This window comes from Sulfitobacter sp. BSw21498 (assembly GCF_006064855.1).
Lineage (GTDB): Bacteria > Pseudomonadota > Alphaproteobacteria > Rhodobacterales > Rhodobacteraceae > Sulfitobacter.
Genome location: NZ_CP040753.1, coordinates 2,041,998 through 2,059,180, shown reverse-complemented (window position 1 = coordinate 2,059,180; position 17,183 = coordinate 2,041,998). Strand labels below are relative to the sequence as shown.

The 17,183-nt window shown below is 56.6% G+C and carries 11 protein-coding genes, 1 tRNA gene and 1 pseudogene; 6 read left to right on the top strand and 7 right to left on the bottom strand.

Annotated elements, in window-relative coordinates; genetic code table 11:
* Positions 1-27 precede the first annotated feature (27 nt).
* Positions 28-336 (top strand): annotated as a pseudogene (locus tag E5180_RS09970) (IS30 family transposase); the annotation flags it as partial.
* Between the two features lie 378 nt (positions 337-714).
* Here E5180_RS09970 and E5180_RS09965 read toward each other — a convergent pair.
* A complete protein-coding gene (locus E5180_RS09965; protein ID WP_138924246.1) occupies positions 715-1,593 on the bottom strand; it encodes a hypothetical protein in 879 nt (292 codons plus the stop codon).
* 580 nt (positions 1,594-2,173) lie between these two features.
* Positions 2,174-4,618, bottom strand: coding sequence for a helix-turn-helix transcriptional regulator (locus E5180_RS09960; RefSeq protein ID WP_138924245.1), 2,445 nt, complete (start codon positions 4,616-4,618; stop codon positions 2,174-2,176).
* Positions 4,619-4,941: 323 nt separating this feature from the next.
* Between E5180_RS09960 and E5180_RS09955 the strand changes: the two genes are divergently transcribed.
* The 4 genes from E5180_RS09955 to E5180_RS09940 all read left to right on the top strand — a co-directional run bounded on the left by E5180_RS09955 (position 4,942) and on the right by E5180_RS09940 (position 9,764).
* Positions 4,942-5,031: transfer RNA gene (locus E5180_RS09955), tRNA-Ser, on the top strand.
* 169 nt (positions 5,032-5,200) lie between these two features.
* Positions 5,201-5,422 (top strand): hypothetical protein, encoded by a 222-nt coding sequence (locus E5180_RS09950; RefSeq protein WP_254700454.1) that lies wholly within the window; start codon positions 5,201-5,203, stop codon positions 5,420-5,422.
* Positions 5,423-5,679: 257 nt separating this feature from the next.
* Entirely contained in the window at positions 5,680-8,871 is a 3,192-nt protein-coding gene (locus tag E5180_RS09945; protein ID WP_138924244.1) for an autotransporter domain-containing protein, read from the top strand.
* A 119-nt stretch (positions 8,872-8,990) separates the two neighbouring features.
* Positions 8,991-9,764 (top strand): DeoR/GlpR family DNA-binding transcription regulator, encoded by a 774-nt coding sequence (locus tag E5180_RS09940; protein WP_138924243.1) that lies wholly within the window; start codon positions 8,991-8,993, stop codon positions 9,762-9,764.
* Between the two features lie 132 nt (positions 9,765-9,896).
* Here the strand turns inward: E5180_RS09940 and E5180_RS09935 are convergent.
* From E5180_RS09935 to E5180_RS09915, 5 genes are all read right to left on the bottom strand, one after another.
* Positions 9,897-11,056 (bottom strand): IS3 family transposase gene (locus tag E5180_RS09935; RefSeq protein WP_138922942.1). Its coding sequence is split into 2 segments (ribosomal slippage): positions 9,897-10,807 and positions 10,807-11,056, totalling 1,161 coding nucleotides; the frame shifts between segments, so codons are not numbered across the junction.
* 130 nt (positions 11,057-11,186) lie between these two features.
* Positions 11,187-11,501: a hypothetical protein gene (locus E5180_RS09930; RefSeq protein WP_254700453.1), complete on the bottom strand. Its 315-nt coding sequence runs from the start codon at positions 11,499-11,501 to the stop codon at positions 11,187-11,189.
* Between the two features lie 203 nt (positions 11,502-11,704).
* Entirely contained in the window at positions 11,705-13,759 is a 2,055-nt protein-coding gene (locus E5180_RS09925) for an NADH:flavin oxidoreductase (RefSeq protein ID WP_138924241.1), read from the bottom strand.
* Positions 13,760-13,773: 14 nt separating this feature from the next.
* The gene (locus tag E5180_RS09920; protein WP_171048937.1) at positions 13,774-14,826 is read right to left on the bottom strand and encodes a flavin reductase family protein; all 1,053 of its coding nucleotides are present in this window, start codon (positions 14,824-14,826) and stop codon (positions 13,774-13,776) included.
* Positions 14,823-16,091: an aromatic ring-hydroxylating oxygenase subunit alpha gene (locus E5180_RS09915; RefSeq protein ID WP_138924239.1), complete on the bottom strand. Its 1,269-nt coding sequence runs from the start codon at positions 16,089-16,091 to the stop codon at positions 14,823-14,825. Before E5180_RS09915 ends, E5180_RS09920 begins: the two co-directional genes overlap by 4 nt.
* A 145-nt stretch (positions 16,092-16,236) precedes the next feature.
* Between E5180_RS09915 and E5180_RS09910 the strand changes: the two genes are divergently transcribed.
* Positions 16,237-17,145 carry a LysR substrate-binding domain-containing protein gene (locus tag E5180_RS09910; protein WP_138924238.1) on the top strand — a complete coding sequence of 303 codons (909 nt, stop codon included), beginning with the start codon at positions 16,237-16,239 and terminating at the stop codon, positions 17,143-17,145.
* The last annotated feature ends 38 nt before the right edge of the window (positions 17,146-17,183 follow it).

Below are 17,183 nucleotides of genomic sequence, written 5' to 3'. Positions count from 1 at the left end.
AGTAAGTTAAACTATTTGTCGCGGTAACTGTCAAAAGAGCTGTATCGATCGCTGACATGGGATCGTAAGTCAAAGATGGCCGGCCATCGAAAGTTCACCATGGCGACAAAGATCGACGCCTATTTTTGTGATCCTCAGTCACCTTGGCAAAGAGGGAGTAATGAAAACACCAATCGACTTCTTCGCCAATACTTCCCGAAAGGCGTTGATATATCGGGCTTTAGTCAGGCCGAGCTGAGCGCCGTGGCCCGCCTGCTCAACGAGAGACCTCGAAAGACCTCGCAATATCAAACCCCCGCAGAGAAATTTGAAGCGTGTGTTGCGGCGCTCCGTTGAAACCACACCTCTGACCGACGCTTAACTTAATAGAATGCTGCACGATGAATAAATGGCCGCAATGACGGGCCGCACTGCAGCATCTTGAAGTCATGGCCAAGGTCCGCAAAGGGCCGGTCTCTCTCGGCTGATTTTGCTGCGGCTGCGAAATGGTCGAGCTGCTTGTTCGTTTGAAGGGCTCGAAGCCGCCTTCCGCACCGCAGCACAAACACCAGTTCCGTGGCTGATTGAATGTCAGCTGTCCCCATCGACGCACGGCAACCTCGCACTTGCAGCGAATGCACACTTTCCGCCCTTTGTGATAGCTGTCGCTAACGTCTGCGGATTCAGCTGGTTTCTTTTCAGTCCCTGAGATGCGCATTTAGAGCGCATGTGAGTCTAAACTTTCTGTGGTTCAAGGCCTTCCAATCGCCGCGCAACAAGATCACTGGGTAAGGTCGCGGAGAGCTTCCTTTGACTCTCCAACATAAGCTCGCGGTCGAGAGATCTGTCTTGGTAGTGGACCCTTGTCCCGTATGAGCGCTGCGCGCACAAAGCCAGTGCGAAGTTAACGCCTTTTGGACCTAATGCGCCGAGAAGGGTATGGGCCTGTGTTCGTGCAATGTGGCTGCCAGTGCCAAGGCGAACCCGCCAGCGTCGCGAGAGGTTATTATTGCTGCGCGCGTCACCGTTACTTAAAGGAAAGACCGGCTCTCGGTCGGAAATTGCTTCCGCCAATCGCCGCTGCAGGAAGGCGGGGTGCTGCCCCTGCAATAGCAGAGTTTCTAAGAAGGGGTTAAGTATAGGATGCAATTTTCCACCGAAATCAGCGAATGTTTTCGAAATCGATGTGCCAATCCTGTAAACCCAGTCATCTGTACCAGAGGCGTCAACTGATATGTGTTCTCCCCAACGCAGCACCGTATCAGCGTTGCGCAGTGGAACAAGTGTGAGGAAGGCGATTGCGGCGGCGTCGACGAGCAATGAGATTCTTTTAGTTTTGTGTTTCTCAGTGAGACCTTCGTCTAAGAGGACGTAAGCCTGATCAAAGAGAACATCGATGGAGGCCAGATTTGCATATCGGCCCTCTTTCAGCCTGACTGAGCCATTCGCAGCAATTGTATAGTCTGCGACAAGTTCTTTGATGGCATCTTCAAGATAAGCGTCTGGCTGAACAAATTTTGTCAACGCGCCAAGGAAACCAAACTGCATTGCGCAACTGGTCGCTCTAAGCCCGCGCTGAGATAGATCCTGATCGTAAGCTAATAGTGTTTGCATACTAATTTCATCAGATAAACCCGCCTTCCGGGCAGACCATATTAGCTGGCGGGCATAGCTTCGCATATTCCGCACAGTAGCTCCGGAACTTCTGCGTCCCCTTACGCGCTGGCCTGCCTCCAGTTCATCCAACATAGTTCGCCAAGTCCCTGGCAACTCACAAACGGGAACTGAGCAACGCAACCTTTGTGATGTCTGTTTCCTCTGACCTGTTCGCCCTTGCTTAAAACGGTGAGCGCGGCATCTTATTTGGCGAGCGCGGTCTACTACATGAGAAATAGGATGATGCAGGCCATATATGGACCGTAAAGTGTCTCTAAGACGACGCAGACTGGTTGGACTGCTCGACTTGTCAAAATCAAAAAATGATCAACCTCGATGTCAGTAAGGCCCCGGTGCGTACAATAGTCAAAGAAACTATCCACTTGTCGCAGATTTTTTGTTTGCAACGTTTTGACTGCGGGCAAGCTTAGCAACTTGGTCCAATTTTGGCCCGAAAGAACTTCGCTTCTCGAACGGGTATCGCGCTGGCCCGATTTTACGATTTCTTTTGAATTTAGTAGTCGTGAATGATCGGGTTTCATGTGCGGTGCCCTCCCGGGAGCAGTGCAACGAGCGCTTTCTGTCCTTCACGCATCAGCATCTCGTTATGAATCCATGCGTAAAATCGAACAACGGTTTCAACAGTGTCACCAAGGCGCTTTGCTATCATGTCGATCCGCTCTGGGTATTCATGGTAGAGCAAACTGGCTTGTCCGTGGCGGAAGTTATGAGGGTTGCAAGTAATGCCGACCAAGTCTCGCATGTGGTTCTGAAACCAGCTGAGAAAAGTGTTGTAGCAAAGGCTTTTTGTTTGATTCTTTACTCCCGGAATTAGCCAGCGGCACTGAAGTGCAGCGGTCTTGGCTGCTTTTTCTTGCCTTTTGTCGTCATGAATATTTCCTGAGACATCGTTTCTAAAAAAGTGCGGACGAACCTTTTCGAGGAACCATCGCACCGTATCATGATAAAGCTCTGCGCTGGCGCTAATGAGGGTGTCGATAGCTTTTTTGTTTTTGGTCTCACTTTCTGGAACAACCAATCGAAACTCGTTCTTCGACGCGACCGTCAACCAGGCATCGGGAACATTAACAGTTGTTTCAACGAAGTTTTCGACGCGGATCGGAGCCCCGCCACATTCGATTGCGCAGAATAGTGCTGCGGTGCCAAGTTGGCGAACCCGTGTACGTTCAGTTCTGGTTAAGCCTCGCCTGTCATTTTTGGCCAATCGCATAATGGCTTCGGCTTCACGACGCAAAGGAGCGTGTGACAGAAGAAAATCTGCGCGCATGTCGAGCCGTTCAATGAGAGACCGGCACAAGTTCTGAGTTTCCAAACCCATCTGTGAATTCTTTATTGAAATTTTGAATTCCGGTATGGCTTTGATTTCATCTCTCAATTCCGGCAGACTAATTCCGTTGCGCTCAAGTATTGGAGGTAGGTATCCGGCCATCGAAGCTGCAGTGCTTGCCTTAATTTCACCGCGGGAAAGCACATACTGCAATGCCTCAAACACAGCGTCCTGATCTGAAAGTGCAATTCTAATCGTATTTGCAGAGGAGTGCAGTCGGCCAACTTTCATCAGAGCATGAATGATTCCGCGCATAGCCTTTTTATGACTGTCCGTCGTTTTCTTCGCTAAATGCCTCCATTCTTTTCTAATTTTTGAGTATTTGGTCCGGCTCGACACTTGCGTCATCATGTCGATTTCGATCTGAAATTGAGAAGGTAGTTCATGCTGCCTTGGCGAGGTTGTTTGGATCGCAGCGATCGGGTGAGGAAAGAAGGTTCGAATCCCATCGGCTGTTTCAACGTCAGCTTGCAATCGTGCAATTAGGCGAGCGGCGTTACGCAGACTTTTCTTCTGTGTGCTGGATGCTCGAGCGTATAGAGCGCGGAACGTGCTCTGCGTCATATCGACGGGCTGGTAGCCACTCTCCCTGGCACACATTGTCAGCGTAGATTCAACGCATGACAAGTCAACTTGGCGCTTTCTGTACCTGGGCAGACTTTTCAGCCATTTAGCAGCCTTCAGCCAGTTGTCGACACGTTCCCGCAATTCGCGTTTGTGTTTTGAGATGCCCAACGCGTTCTCCACGCCTCCGCGCGCACGCTTGCGATAATCAAGGTATGTAGCTTGTGTCATGGTTGGCATATTCACGCGGTTCCAACCAGCGCGAGGGAATAGGCGGTCGAAATTATCTATGTTAAGCTCAACAGTCTCGGGCGCGAGCTTGCGAGCACGCAGTAGGCTGCGGAGTGCACATTGAGCACGCCTCCGGGAACTGGTCGGATGACCCGCTTCGATCTCAGCCTCAAGCACTTCAATAACTTTATTCATAGTAGGCACTTCTGACGAAGCAGAAAATTCCACTTGGCGAGTAATTTCAGAGATCAACTCTTCCGTCGTGTGAAACATCGTGTCCCTCGTTTGTCGTTCGGCAACAGTAAGGTTGGCCGATCGATCAAGATGCGAAGGATTTTCTTCTATCACGGGAGTAGAGGGCAATGGGTTGAGATCAATGTTTGAAGTACGGAACGATGTCTTAACGTATGCTGGGAGAAATGCCTGCCGGCGAATTTCCTTTGCTCGCGCTGAATACAAGCTTGGTTGCTTGAATGCGAGAATCTCAAGCGAAATCCACAATTTCTTCCTCGCGCCAAGACGGATGGGTGGGGGGAAGAACGTGGGGTATTTCTCTTTGTTGCACCAGTCGTTGATCGTGCCCACGCTTATGCCCGTAATCCGGGAGACTTCCTTGTTGTCCAAGAGCGGGGTTTGAAGATCAGCCCAAAGTTTCCTGGCTTGAGTTTGGTTCAAGCCCATAGCCGCCCAGATTTCAGACCATGCAGTCGAGGCGTTGCTCGGGAAGCCCCAGGCGGCGAAGACCTCACGTCGTTTGTCTCCCTTTATTCCGAAGTAGCCTTCAATTTGTTCGATCGTCGCGGTGCCTGGGTCGAGCTTTGGTGTTGAGGTTTTGATCATGATGAGAACCTCGGTGCGTTTGGTCTGCAGCGGAAACCGGAGCGACAAATTTTTTGATGAAGCAGTTTGGTCTTGTTTGGCGGGAGTTCAAGAGACCGTCGGTCAAGTAGCGGACGAACACTTTGGGTCGCTTCTGTTGTTCCCGCAATCTCAGGCCCAAGGCGCTTTTCCTGATAGGGAAATTGCCCAAATGTTTCCCAGACCCAGTGCCATTCGGTGCCTCTGGGTGCCATTTTGAGGGTTTTTCGCCCCTGACAGGAAAATTTCAAAAAGGGTTCTTTTCGCCTTGTAACCACTATGTTTACTTGGCTATACGCGTCGGTGGAGACGTGGCCGAGTGGTCGAAGGCGCTCCCCTGCTAAGGGAGTAGGCCCGGAAGGGTCTCGAGGGTTCGAATCCCTTCGTCTCCGCCATCATACCTTTTTGTTGGATTTGAATGGGCCGCTTCAAGCGGCCTTTTTCTTGTTTTTTCATCGGCTTGATGTCGCCTTACTGTCGCCTCGAGTTCCTTTCGGTAGTGTCTGCATTCTTTCCTTGAGTGGTATGGAATGTCGCCTCTAATATTTGGCCTTATCCAGCAAATTGGCCAAAACGCTGGTTGAGAGCTTCGGCGGTAGGCGGCATGGCGATAGTGGGCTCTATCTGGGGGGTGGCCCCTCAGGTGCGCGACGCTGGATCGTGCGTGTGGTCGTCAACGGTTGGAAGAATAAGAAAGGCGCATCCCTGAGCACGGACTTTGGCCTTGGCGGCGCGGATATCGTCACGATCAACCAAGAGCGTGAGCGGGTGCAGGACAATCGGTAGCATTAAACAGACACCCAGCATTTAAACACAAGGCGGTGGATTGCAGAACTTTGGTTCGCATCGCGCAAGGGGCTGCACTGCGGGACAAGAGCCCGCTTGCGCAAGGTGGCATTTCGGCCGGTCTCACAGGGGGGTGAAATGTAACTTATATTACACCACGTAATATAAGTTACATAAGAATCGGTCAGAAGGATTTTACGCCACAACGCTTTGACGTTTGGTGCCGCCCTTTGTTCAGACAAATCTAGCAGGATCCAATGACCCAACATGCCCCCCAAGCGCAGTCCAAGCTGCGGTATTCGCAAAATTCCCTGAGACTTGCCCTGCTAAGCGGGGTCGCAATCGCCAGCTTATTCACCACGCCAGTTGTGGCCGATTCCAATGGCGCGCTGCGCGTCCTCACCTTCAATACATGGGCCGACCAATTCAGGAACAACCTCGATGATATTGCTCCGCTTTTCGTCAATGGCGGCTACGACGTGATCGCTTTTCAGGAATTGTGGAGCGAGGCCTATTTGACCGGATTGCAACAACGTCTGCGCGATGCAGGACTTGGAGAGTATACCTATGTAAAAAAGGGGGATACTGGAATTCTCAGCCGCCTGGAGGGCATTACCGGAACCAATTCTATGGGCGATTCAGTCGCCTATCAGATAACTGACGGCAGCAATGCGATCCCCGAAACCGTCTTTGGGTCTGTTCACCTCGATTATCGCGATACCTCTGTGCGACGCTTGACCGAAGTAGAGGGCCTCGCTGAATGGGCGAAGTCGACCAATCGCTCAGTGGTGCTCGTGGGCGACTATAACGCGGCGGACACCTCGGAGCGCGGGCTCAATCGGGCGAGCCAACAGAAGCTTATCCTCCAGAACTACTTGCGTTCGGGCAACAGTTTCTACGGCACTTTGCTTGAGCAGTACGCCGTTGATCAGGCGGCGATGACACAGTTCATCTCCGAGCACAGCGGGCAGAACCTCGCGCTTGCCGACATTCCCGATACGCTCTTCGCAGACGAGATGTATCCGATCCAAGACAACTTGCCTGTCACGATGAATAAGATGAAGCACGACTTCATCCTTCTTGAGACAGAAGCGCAGCGCGAGCCGTTCGCCCCTCACATTTTGGCCGATGGCAGCACGACCTGGACCTCGGTTGAAGAGGATCATACCAACGTTTGGCCGAGCTGGGATCGCGGAGCGATTGATCATTTCATGGTGTCTCGCCCCTTTGGCAAATGGTGGGCAATCGTTAATCAGGAAGATGATCCATATACAGGCGTTTTGGACCAGACTGACGTAACGGCCGACGGCAAGGCCTATTCGGATCACGAGCTCGTTGCCCATGATCTTGCTTGGATTGGCCCCAAACTGGAATACGAGCTGGACGAAAACGATGACGAAGTAACCCGTCTCGTGTGGAGCGAGGACGCCGCTGTCTTCGACGAGAGCGAAGGAGAATTCTACCTGACGCGCAACAACATGCGTAAAGATGTTTATCTGGGTCAGGTTTCTGATGCTGACGGAAATCCAATCCTCGATTGGCTCAGCGAAAGTGAAAAGAAGACCCTGCTGGACTGTGGAACAGCGGATGCCCGTCTTGCCCAAGCTGTCAGCGACTATTGCATCGACGACCACAGCTTTATCTCCGAAACACTTGTCAAAGATGGCGGGACGGTGCGCGTTGACGAGGATGCAGCACTTGGCACTTCGGCTGCGACATTGCGCCTCGACAACGGCGGCCTCGCAGTCACCGGCACGCAAATGGCGACATTGGACCGTGAGGTCAGCCTAGAGGGTACGGAGGGCGGCTGGCTCGACATCCGGGGCACCGGTACGACGGTCGCCGCGCTCAAGGAGATTTCGGGCACTGGCGCGCTTGAAAAGCGCGGGGACGGCACGCTCACATTGGAGGCCAATAACAGCTATACTGGGGCAACTCTTGTGTCGGATGGGCTTTTGGTCGTCAACGGGTCGATCGCCCAATCTTCGGGCGTTAGCCTCATGTATGGCGCGACGATCGGTGGTCGTGGTACGGTCAGCTCACTGACAGTAGGCAGTGGCGCAATTTTGGCCGCAGGCAACAGTATCGGCACGTTAAATATTGACGGCGATTTGACCATAGATGCTGGCGCACTCTTCGAAGTCGAAGTGAATGCTCAGGGTGATTCCGACGTCGTCACGGCGACAGGAGATATCACAATCGGTGGCGGAACAGCGGTGGCGCTTGCCGCAGCTGGCGACTACGCCCCACTCACTGACTATGTCATATTACAGTCTGGTGGCGCTGTATCAGGTCAATTTGACAGTGTGACGTCCTCGCTTGCGTTTCTCGACGCAGCCTTGAGCTATGGGGTGCAAGATGTCTCGTTGAGCCTTGAGCGTAATGACACAGCCTTTGATCAGGTCGCGACAACGGCAAATCGGGGGGCCACGGCGGCTGGCGTTGAAAGCCTCGGCTTCGGCAACGCCCTCTTTGATAAGGCCGTGATGCTTGATGCGGCGGCTGCGGACCAAGCCTTCGACGCTCTTTCGGGTGAAATCTACGCCGCCAGCATGACGGCCCTCGCAGATCAGGGCAACGACTTGCGCTCCGCTGCATTGTCGCAACTGCGCGGTTATAAGGGCGGTGACGCGACTTCATTCTGGATGCAAAGCTATGGTGGCCAAGCCAGTATCGACGGCGAAGAAACGCGTGACCTAAACCATTCCTCCTTTGGGACACTTGTTGGGATCAACGGAGCACTTGGCAGCGAATGGGTCTATGGCGCGATGCTTGGCTTTGGCAAAGGGTCCGCCAGTTTAGATGGCGCACGCGATACATCGGAAAGCGACTTCACCAACCTTGGCTTTGTTGCCGGGCGCGATTTCGGCGCGGCCCGTATCACAGCTGGGGCGACGTGGACCCACAGCGAAATTGACAGCACGCGTGGCGTCTTTTTTGCAGACTTTTCTGATACTCTGACATCAAGCTACGGCGCGGACACAACGCAAATCTTTGCCGAGGCGTCTTATGACTTCGCGGTTGGGACCTCGGTCCTTCAACCCTATGGTAGCATCGCCCACGTTGCCGTTAATACCGACGCGGCTTCGGAAAACGGCAATGATGCTGCGCTGAACGTTCGAGGCAATAAATTTGATGCGACAGTGGGCGAACTGGGCCTGCGGGGGCAGATGCACCTCTCCGAAGGTGCGACCCCCATCCGCCTTTCGGGCGGTGCAGCGTGGCGGCATGTCTTTGATGCGAACGCGCCACAAGCAGGCATGGCGTTCTCGGGCGGCGATGCGTTCACTGTCAGCGGCACCAATGTTGCCAAAGACGTATTCAAAGTGAACCTTTCAGTCGGTATCGACCTGACGCAGAGCACGGCCCTGACGGTTGGCTACACGGGTGAATTTGGTGATGCGGGGCGTAGCGGTAACCTTGCAGCCAGTCTGCAAGTGAAATTCTGATCTATCACAAAGCAATATAAAGAGGCCGCGACAGAAGACTGTCGCGGCCTTTTGATTGAAAATGAACGGTCTGCAGGCGATAAAACCTGAAGACAAGGTTGAGATGGGTGCCCACTGACATGGACGGTGAAGACAAAAAGAGCCACAGACAGCGCCTGTTATTGAAACAACTTGAGGCTCAGCGCTACATATCACTGGACGAGGTGGCGAGCCGGTTTGCCGTGACCCAGCAAACCGCACGCCGCGACATCATGGAACTGGAGAGCCTTGGCAAACTGCGGCGTCTACACGGTGGCGCGATGATTTCGAATTCCGTTGAACCAAGCGAGTTACGTAATCGGCGCATCCGCAACGCACAGGCCAAGGAGCAGATTGGCACATGTGTGGCGGACCTTGTCGAAGACGGCGCGTCGCTCTTTCTTGACACGGGTACCACCTGCGAGGCCGTTGCGCGTGCCCTTGTACGACGTCGCAACCTGCGCGTGGTCAGCTATAGCTTGCGTATCGCCGCCTACCTCAGTGAAGTGACTGATTTCACCATCGCCGTCCCGGGGGGCTTTGTGCGTCAAGTAGATGGCGGCATTTTCCAAGAGCAGTCGCAGTCATTCATCACGGGTTTCAAGTTCGACTTGGCAATCCTGTCAGTCTCCGGCGTCGACGACGACGGTGATCTTGGCGACGATGATCAGGCCGAGGTAGAGACGGTGCGCTCAGCCATGAGACGATCGCAAAAAGTCTTGCTTGCCGTGGACAGCAGCAAGTTCGGGCACCGCGGTCTGGTGAATCTCGGCTCACTGTCGGACGTCGATTTTCTGGTATCTGACGCTCCATCCTCCCGCGCCATCGCAGCGGCAGTCGCCAGAGGCCGCTTGACGTTTCATCAAGTGGGGTGAGCTTGGCCCGCGGGTCAGGGCAATCCGCACCGCATGTTGCCGCAATTCGCCCGTCCGTTTCAGTCCCATAGTCAGTCTCCTTTGGTGCCGTTGCTATCAAAGGCGGTGACCTGCCCCCCGAGGCTCCCTCATTCATAACGAGAGTTTGCGGGTCTGGGTTTCATATTCTTCGTCGTCAGTTTGGGCAAGCGCGTCTTGCGCGGAGCCCTCAAATTGCTCAAGCGCTCGACGAGCTTCTGCCGGTGTTTGGTTCCCAAGCGATGAGTGCGGCCTGACGTTGTTGTAGTCGTATCGCCAGAGTGCCAGCTTGCGACGGGCGTCATCCAACGTATCGAAGATTTCCTCATTCAACAGCTCGTCGCGCAGGCTGCCATTGAAGCTTTCTATGAAGCCATTCTGCTGGGGTTTGCCGGGGTCGATGTAATGCCAATCAACGTCGTTATCACCGGCCCATTTTAGGATCGCACGACTGGTAAACTCCGTGCCGTTATCACTGACAATGCAGGCAGGCTTTCCATAAATACGGACAAGCGCGTCAAGTTCCCGCGCGACACGAGCGCCCGAGATGCTGGTGTCAGCCACCAAGCAGAGGTTCTCGCGGCAACAATCGTCGTTTACAGCCAGCATGCGGAACTTGCGTGACGCGCCGAACGTATCCGACACAAAATCTAAGGACCAACGCTCGCCAGGACGCAAAGCAACCGGCATTGGTGTCCGCGAGCCACGCGCACGCTTGCGGCCCCTGCGCCGTCTAACGCCCAGCTTTTCTTCAGTATAAAGGCGATACAGTTTCTTGTGGTTCATGATCCTTCCCTTGCGTTCCAGCAGCACACCGATCCGGCGGTAGCCAAAGCGCCGTCGCTTGCTGGCAATCGCTTTCATCTCTTCGCGAACTTCTGGATTATCCGGTGACTGATCGCGCCGGACGGTCTTGGGATCGACACCGACAAGCCTGCACGCCCGGCGCTGCGAGATATCATGGTCTCGCATTGCCTTGCGTGCTGCGGCCCGTCGCACATTCGGTGTCGTCAGTTCTTTCCCAGCAAATCCTTCAACACAACATTGTCCAACATCGTGTCCGCCAGAAGGCGCTTCAGCTTGGCGTTCTCATCCTCCAGCGATCTAAGGCGATGAGTATCAGAAACGTTCATGCCACCATATTTGGCTTTGAACTTGTAGAACGACGCGGGACTCAAGCCATGCCTGCGGCACACCTCTGCCGTCGGCATGCCAGCTTCCTGTTCTTTGATCATTCCGATAATTTGGGCTTCAGTAAAACGGCTCTGTCGCATCTGTTTGCTCCTTCGAAGGTTGAGCAAACTCTACATTAAACTGAGGGAAGTTTCGGGGGGCAGGTCAAGCGGTATCGAACCGCGGCAGGTACAGGTGCCTGTTTCTTGGCCTCGGTTCGCAGGGGGCCGTTCAATTCGCCGATAATGAGCACCAAAATCTGACAGCTTCAGTGAATTCAGCCGCATAAAAGTCGGACGCTTCGGGGCCTAACGGATCGCCTTCAAAACGCCCATGGCGCTTGGCGCATTCGAAAAAGCCGGGGGCCGGTATGCCGCCTCTTGCCTTGCTGATCACAAGTGCTGAGATCAATGGGTGACCGGCGGCAACATCTTCTGCTATCAGGCATTCGAGGGCCACAGTAAGCTGGTGGATGGTATTTGGCGGCGAAAGCCCAAGGGTCTTTGCCAGTGCCTGATACGTGACGGGAAGCGCGTCCTGGGCCATCTTACAAAGGTGATCCCTTATACGTTGTGGTAACATCATCAGGGCCTTTCACGGGGCGTGATTTCTGAGGCAGCTGTCTATGGGCGCCGCCTGTCTCAGTCCTACGTCGCATTGATCTGCTGTGCAAACATTGCGCATGTCCGGCCAGACCCTTCCTTGCCAAGGCCGCGTTCTGAATGAATGTCCCCAATCGGCCCTAGGAGTTAAACGGCGGTCATCAAACGTAGCGCGTCGTAGATCGCCGCGTGGGTGTTGCGGGCAGAGACGGCGTCCCCGATACGGAAAAGCTGGAACGTGCCTTGCGTATTGCGGACCGTTGTCTGCGGTTGGATGGCCAAAAAGGCCGCTTGATCGATCGCGCCGCCATTCGACGAGGACGGCCGCAGGTCGTGGTAAAGCGCATCAAGCGGCATTGTGCCATAGTTCACGACAATCTGGTCGTAGTCCGCTTGCGCCAGCTTGTCGGAATAATCGGTCCCGATGATCGCGCGCAGCCGGTTGCCGTCTTTGAGAACCCCGCGCAGCCGTTTGGTGACGGTGAAGGTCACCTCATCACGTTGCAGATTGCGCATGTAGGGCACAAGGTTCATCGCCATGACTTCGGGTGCAAAGGTGCGATCTGGGGTCATGATTTCGACGGTGCAGCCCGCGTCGACGGCCATCTCGGCGGCTTGCAGCCCGCTGTGGTCGCCCGCTTCGTCGTAGATTAACAGGGATCCAGCCGGTTTTACATCACCCGATAATATATCCCAGGCCGATACGACGTGATCTGGCGTGTCCCCTTCATAGAGGGTGGTGTTGGCCATGCCGCCGGTGGCAATGATCACGACGTCAGGGCTTTCGGCCAGCACGTCCGCTGCCTCGGCATATAGATTATAGCGCAGGTCAACGCCGCCAGCTTCGCATTGTGCAACGCGCCAGTCGACGATCTGCATCATCTCGGCCCGTCGCTTTGTGCGCGCTGTCAAAAGGAGCTGCCCGCCGGCACGGTTGGCGGCCTCGAGCACAACGACCTCATGCCCGCGCGCGCTGGCGACGCGTGCGGCTTCCAACCCCGCGGGGCCCGCACCGACGATAACGATCTTGCGACGGTCGGCAGCGGGTTTGATGATGTGGGGCAGGGAAAGCTCCCGGCCTGTCGCGGGGTTGTGGATGCACAGGGCTTCGCCCCCCTGATAGATACGGTCAAGGCAGTAATTCGCCCCGACGCAAGGGCGGATATCATGTTCACGGCCCTCCTTGATCTTGCGCACAATATGGGGGTCAGCCATATGCGCGCGGGTCATGCCCACCATGTCCAGCAAGCCCGAGGCGATGGCGTGACGCGCGGTCGCGACATCCTGGATCTTGGCGGCGTGGAAGGTCGGCATGCCCGTCGCGCGCCGGACCTCTCCGGCGAAATCCAGATGCGGCGCCGAGGGCATGCCCTGGATCGGGATGACATCCGTCATCGCCGGATCGGTATGGATACGGCCCCGAATGACATTCAGAAAATCGACCTGCCCTGTATCACGCAGCAGTTTTGAAATTTCGATCCCTTCTTCGGCGGTGATGCCGCCCGCCTGAACCTCGTCGGCGGTATAGCGGATGCCAACAATAAATTCCGGCCCGACACGTTTGCGCACGGCGTCCAGCACATCGGTCGTAAAGCGAAGCCGGTTTTCCAGCGTATCCGCGCCGTAGGGACCGCTAAGCTTGTTCGACAGTGGAGACCAGAACTGGTCCATCAGATGGCCGTAGGCCTGAATTTCGATCCCGTCCATGCCACCGGCCTGCATCCGTTCGGCGGCGGTTGCATAGTCTTCGATCACGCGCTCGATATCCCAATCCTCCATCATCTTGGGAAAAGCGCGGTGTGCGGGTTCACGGTCCGGGCCTGCCGAAATCGAGGGCAGCCAATCCCCTTTGTTCCAGTTGGTGCGGCGTCCCAGATGCGTCAGCTGGATCATCGCCGCGCAGCCGTGTTCGTGCAGGGCATCGGTCAGTTCGCGGATCCAAGGCACGACCTCGTCGCGATAGGCGAGGATATTGTTGAAAACCGGCGGGCTGTCGCGACTGACGGCAGCGGAGCCAGCGGTCATTGCCAGCGCCACCCCGCCCTTCGCCCGTTCCTCGTGATAGAGGCGATATCGGGCCTTTGGCATGCCGTCCTCGGGGTAGGCCGGTTCGTGGCTTGTGGTCATCACCCGGTTTTTCAGCGTCAGATGCTTGAGCGTATAAGGCTGAAGCAGCGGGTCGGTGGTGACGTGGTCTTTCATGGCGGGGACTTTCTTTAGCAATCGAGGATGATGTCGGTCAGCGGGCGGCTGACACAGGGAAGGATGAAACCGCGGTCGATCTCGCGCTGGCGGATGCCGCCTTCGTGGGCCATGACGACCTCGCCCGCGTGTTTGAACGTTTTGCAGGTGCCGCACATGCCGCGTGCGCAAGAAGACGGCAGTGGCAGCCCTGCCTGCTTGACTGCAGCAAGGATCGTGGTGGTTTCAGCACATTCGAACGCGTGGCCCGTCCGCGCAAAGGTCACGGTCCGGCGCGGCGTATCACCCCCGCCAAGAGCCTCGGGTGGGGGGGCAGAGAAATCAAAGCTTTCCTCGCCGTAGCGGTCATCGGGGACGCCTGCGGCCTGTGCAGCGGCGCGCACCATCTCCATGAAAGGCTGGGGCCCGCAACATAGCACTGTGCGCGTTGCGAGGTCCGGCATGACACGGGTCAGAAAATCGGCATCAGGACGCATGCCGCCGGGGCCGCGGGTGATCGTGGGGAGATGCACCAACCGGGGCAGCCGGCGCGCGAGACCGTCAAGCTCGGCCAGCGCCACAAGGTCCTGCGGCGTCGACACGACCTGCAACAGCACGACATCCAGGTCCAACCCCCGGTCAGCGGCGGTGCGCAGGATGGACAGCATCGGTGTGATACCACTGCCAGCCGCCATCAGCGCATAGGCCGACCCGTGCCAAGTGGCCGGACCAAAGCGGCCAGACGGGCCGAGGGCTTCTATCTCTGCGCCCGGCACCAGCATCTCGTGAAGCCTGCGCGCACCCGGTCCTGCCTGTCGCTTGATCGTGATCTCTATCCCGCCGTCGCGCGCGGCAGACGAAGCGATGGTATAGCACCGCTCTATTCGACCCTCTGGCGTATCAATGCGAAACGTCATGAACTGACCGGAGGCGTGTTCGATCCGGCTGCCGTCCTGCGGCGTCAGAAAGAAACTGCGCATGTCCGCTGTTTCGTCCCAGACCGCGCGGCACACCAGCTTGCCCCAGCGGTCAGGGGCGAACCGCCGCCGCCGCCGTGCACCCCAATCTGCGAGATCTACCTCGGTCATATTCCGTACCCGCTTGCCCGCATACGGGCGACGTACCAGCCCGCGAATTCGTCCAGCGCACGCTCGGTGTAGGGCGAATAGGGCCCGGGCCGATACCCGGGCGAGCATGCACCCCGATGGGCCAGCCCGACCAGATGCGCGTCTTCGGCATTCGTTGTTTTCCAGACCGCGGTAAGCGTTTCAAGGTCGTAGTCCTCGCCCTCGACTGCGTCTGCATGGACCAGCCACTTTGTGCGCACCAATGTCCTGTCTGGCCCGAGCGGGAAGGCGGTGAAGACGACGGCATGATCAGACATCACGTGGTTCCAGGAATTGATCCCCCACAGATGTACATCGCCCATCCACGGTCTGTGCGCCTGGCCCAAAGGTATCTGCACGGCGGCGCGGGTGTCCGGTGTCTGGCTTTCGCCAAGCCCTGCGATAATCAAGCGCTGCGTACGGAAGTTGGTGGGCCAGCCGACGGTATGCTCTACCGCCTCGAAGGGCATATCCTCGTCGCGCCAGTATTTTTCATAGCTGGCATAGGCGTCCAGAAGCGCATTCGCCTCGGCCTTTTCGGTATCGGTCAGCCCCTCCGGGTCATAGCCGAAATCCGCGGCGTGGAAGGACAGGCTGAGCTGGGGATGGTTCGACGCGCAATGGTAGCACTCGCGGTTGTTCTCCATCGTCAGCTTCCAGTTCCCTTCCTCGATGAGGTCCTGTTCAAAGGCGACCTTGGCGTTGCGAAGATCATAGGCTGCCAGACGCGGTTCAACCACCGCCGCCAACTGCGCGATATCTTCGGGGGGATCATCCGAAAGACAGGCATATAAAAGCCCCCCTATATCGCGCAGAGCGACGGGCTTGAGGTGATGGAGGGACCGGTCGAAATCGATGCCCATATGCGGTGCCCGCGCCAGCGCCCCGTCAAGATCGTAGGTCCATTGGTGATAGGGGCAGACGAGCTTGCCAACCACCGACCGGCCCGGTGGCACCAGACGCGCACCGCGATGCGCGCACACGTTGTGAAAGGCGCGCAGCATGTCGTCGTCATCGCGCAGGATCACGATCGATACAGGCCCGATATCGACGGCCATGACATCGCCCGCTTCGGGCACATCACAGGTCACGCCCACGGCAATCCAGTGCCGCCCGAATATCGCGTCGCAATCCGCCTGCCAAACCGCTGCCGACGTATAAAGAGCCGCGGGAAGGCTATGGCCCGCACGGCGTGAAGCGAGCAGGGCAGCGATGTCTTGCGTGCGGGGGGAACCATGATCCAGCATTATGCCTCCTCGGCGTCAGACGCGCCGCGTCGCGGGGTTTCGTGTATGCTATGCTGCGCTTGACAGGGGAAACCGACAACCGCACAAATGAACGCCAATCCATACGGTCAAGTTATGGATCGCATGTCGTTTTCCGGAGAGTGCAATGCCCCATCCCATCCGACGCAGTGTGCCTTCCCTAACCGCGCTTGTGGCATTCGAAGCGGCAGGTCGACGTGAAAGCTTTACGCAGGCGGCGGCAGAGCTTGGCGTGAGCCAGGCCGCCGTCAGCCGCCAGATCGCCGCGCTCGAGACGGATCTTGGCCTCGCGCTGTTCGAGCGCGCGAATCGTCGCGTCCGCCTGACCGTCGGTGGCAAATCGCTTCATGATGCGGTGAAAGGCGGGTTCGACGGGATCGCCGATGCCATTGCCGAACTGCGCACAACCCACATCGATTTGACCGTCAGCGTGTCCGTCGCGTTTGCGCATTTCCGCCTTTTGCCGATCTTGTCCTCCTTCCGTGCAACCGCGCCGCAGATCGGTGTACGGGTCATTTCAGAGGATGATTGGCGCGCCCCGCTTGATCGGACGATCGACATGGCCATCCGGTATGGTAGGCCCCCGTTTGACGGCATGTCGATCGTCGGATCGCTGCGAGAAACGGTCGTGCCAGTGTGCGCCCCCGAGATCGCGGCACGGATTGCGGGTGTCTCGATTGACGAGCTGATGCACCAGAGGGATGTGGCGCTGATCGAAAGCGACGCGCCGGAGCCAAGCTGGCTCAACTGGTCGCAATGGTTGTCGCGGATCGGGGTGACCAAGCCGTCTGTCAAAGCAGGGTTGAACTTTACCAGCTATTCGGACGCGGCCTATGCGGCCATGGCAGGACAGGGCGTTCTTCTTGGCTGGACCGGCCTTCTGGACCGCCCCCTTGCGGATGGCCGTTTGGTTGAACTGGAGCTGCCCCGCCTTAGACCGGAAGAACGCCACTATGCTCTCGTGCCTGAACGGGGCCGACCCTCTGTCTCTGTGGACGCCTTTGTGCGCTGGTTCAGTGAGGACGCGTTTCAATAGACGGTAGCCATCGATATCGCCCTTTCGCTTTGACCGGT

Bases quoted from the DNA above. Each gene is read 5' to 3' on its own strand.
- E5180_RS09940 (WP_138924243.1), top strand. From the start codon at position 8,991: ATGGACGGTGAAGACAAAAAGAGCCACAGACAGCGCCTGTTATTGAAA.
- E5180_RS09920 (WP_171048937.1), bottom strand. From the start codon at position 14,826: ATGACCGAGGTAGATCTCGCAGATTGGGGTGCACGGCGGCGGCGGCGG.
- E5180_RS09945 (WP_138924244.1), top strand. From the start codon at position 5,680: ATGACCCAACATGCCCCCCAAGCGCAGTCCAAGCTGCGGTATTCGCAA.
- E5180_RS09960 (WP_138924245.1), bottom strand. From the start codon at position 4,618: ATGATCAAAACCTCAACACCAAAGCTCGACCCAGGCACCGCGACGATC.
- E5180_RS09925 (WP_138924241.1), bottom strand. From the start codon at position 13,759: ATGAAAGACCACGTCACCACCGACCCGCTGCTTCAGCCTTATACGCTC.
- E5180_RS09965 (WP_138924246.1), bottom strand. From the start codon at position 1,593: ATGCAAACACTATTAGCTTACGATCAGGATCTATCTCAGCGCGGGCTT.
- E5180_RS09910 (WP_138924238.1), top strand. From the start codon at position 16,237: ATGCCCCATCCCATCCGACGCAGTGTGCCTTCCCTAACCGCGCTTGTG.
- E5180_RS09930 (WP_254700453.1), bottom strand. From the start codon at position 11,501: ATGGCCCAGGACGCGCTTCCCGTCACGTATCAGGCACTGGCAAAGACC.
- E5180_RS09915 (WP_138924239.1), bottom strand. From the start codon at position 16,091: ATGCTGGATCATGGTTCCCCCCGCACGCAAGACATCGCTGCCCTGCTC.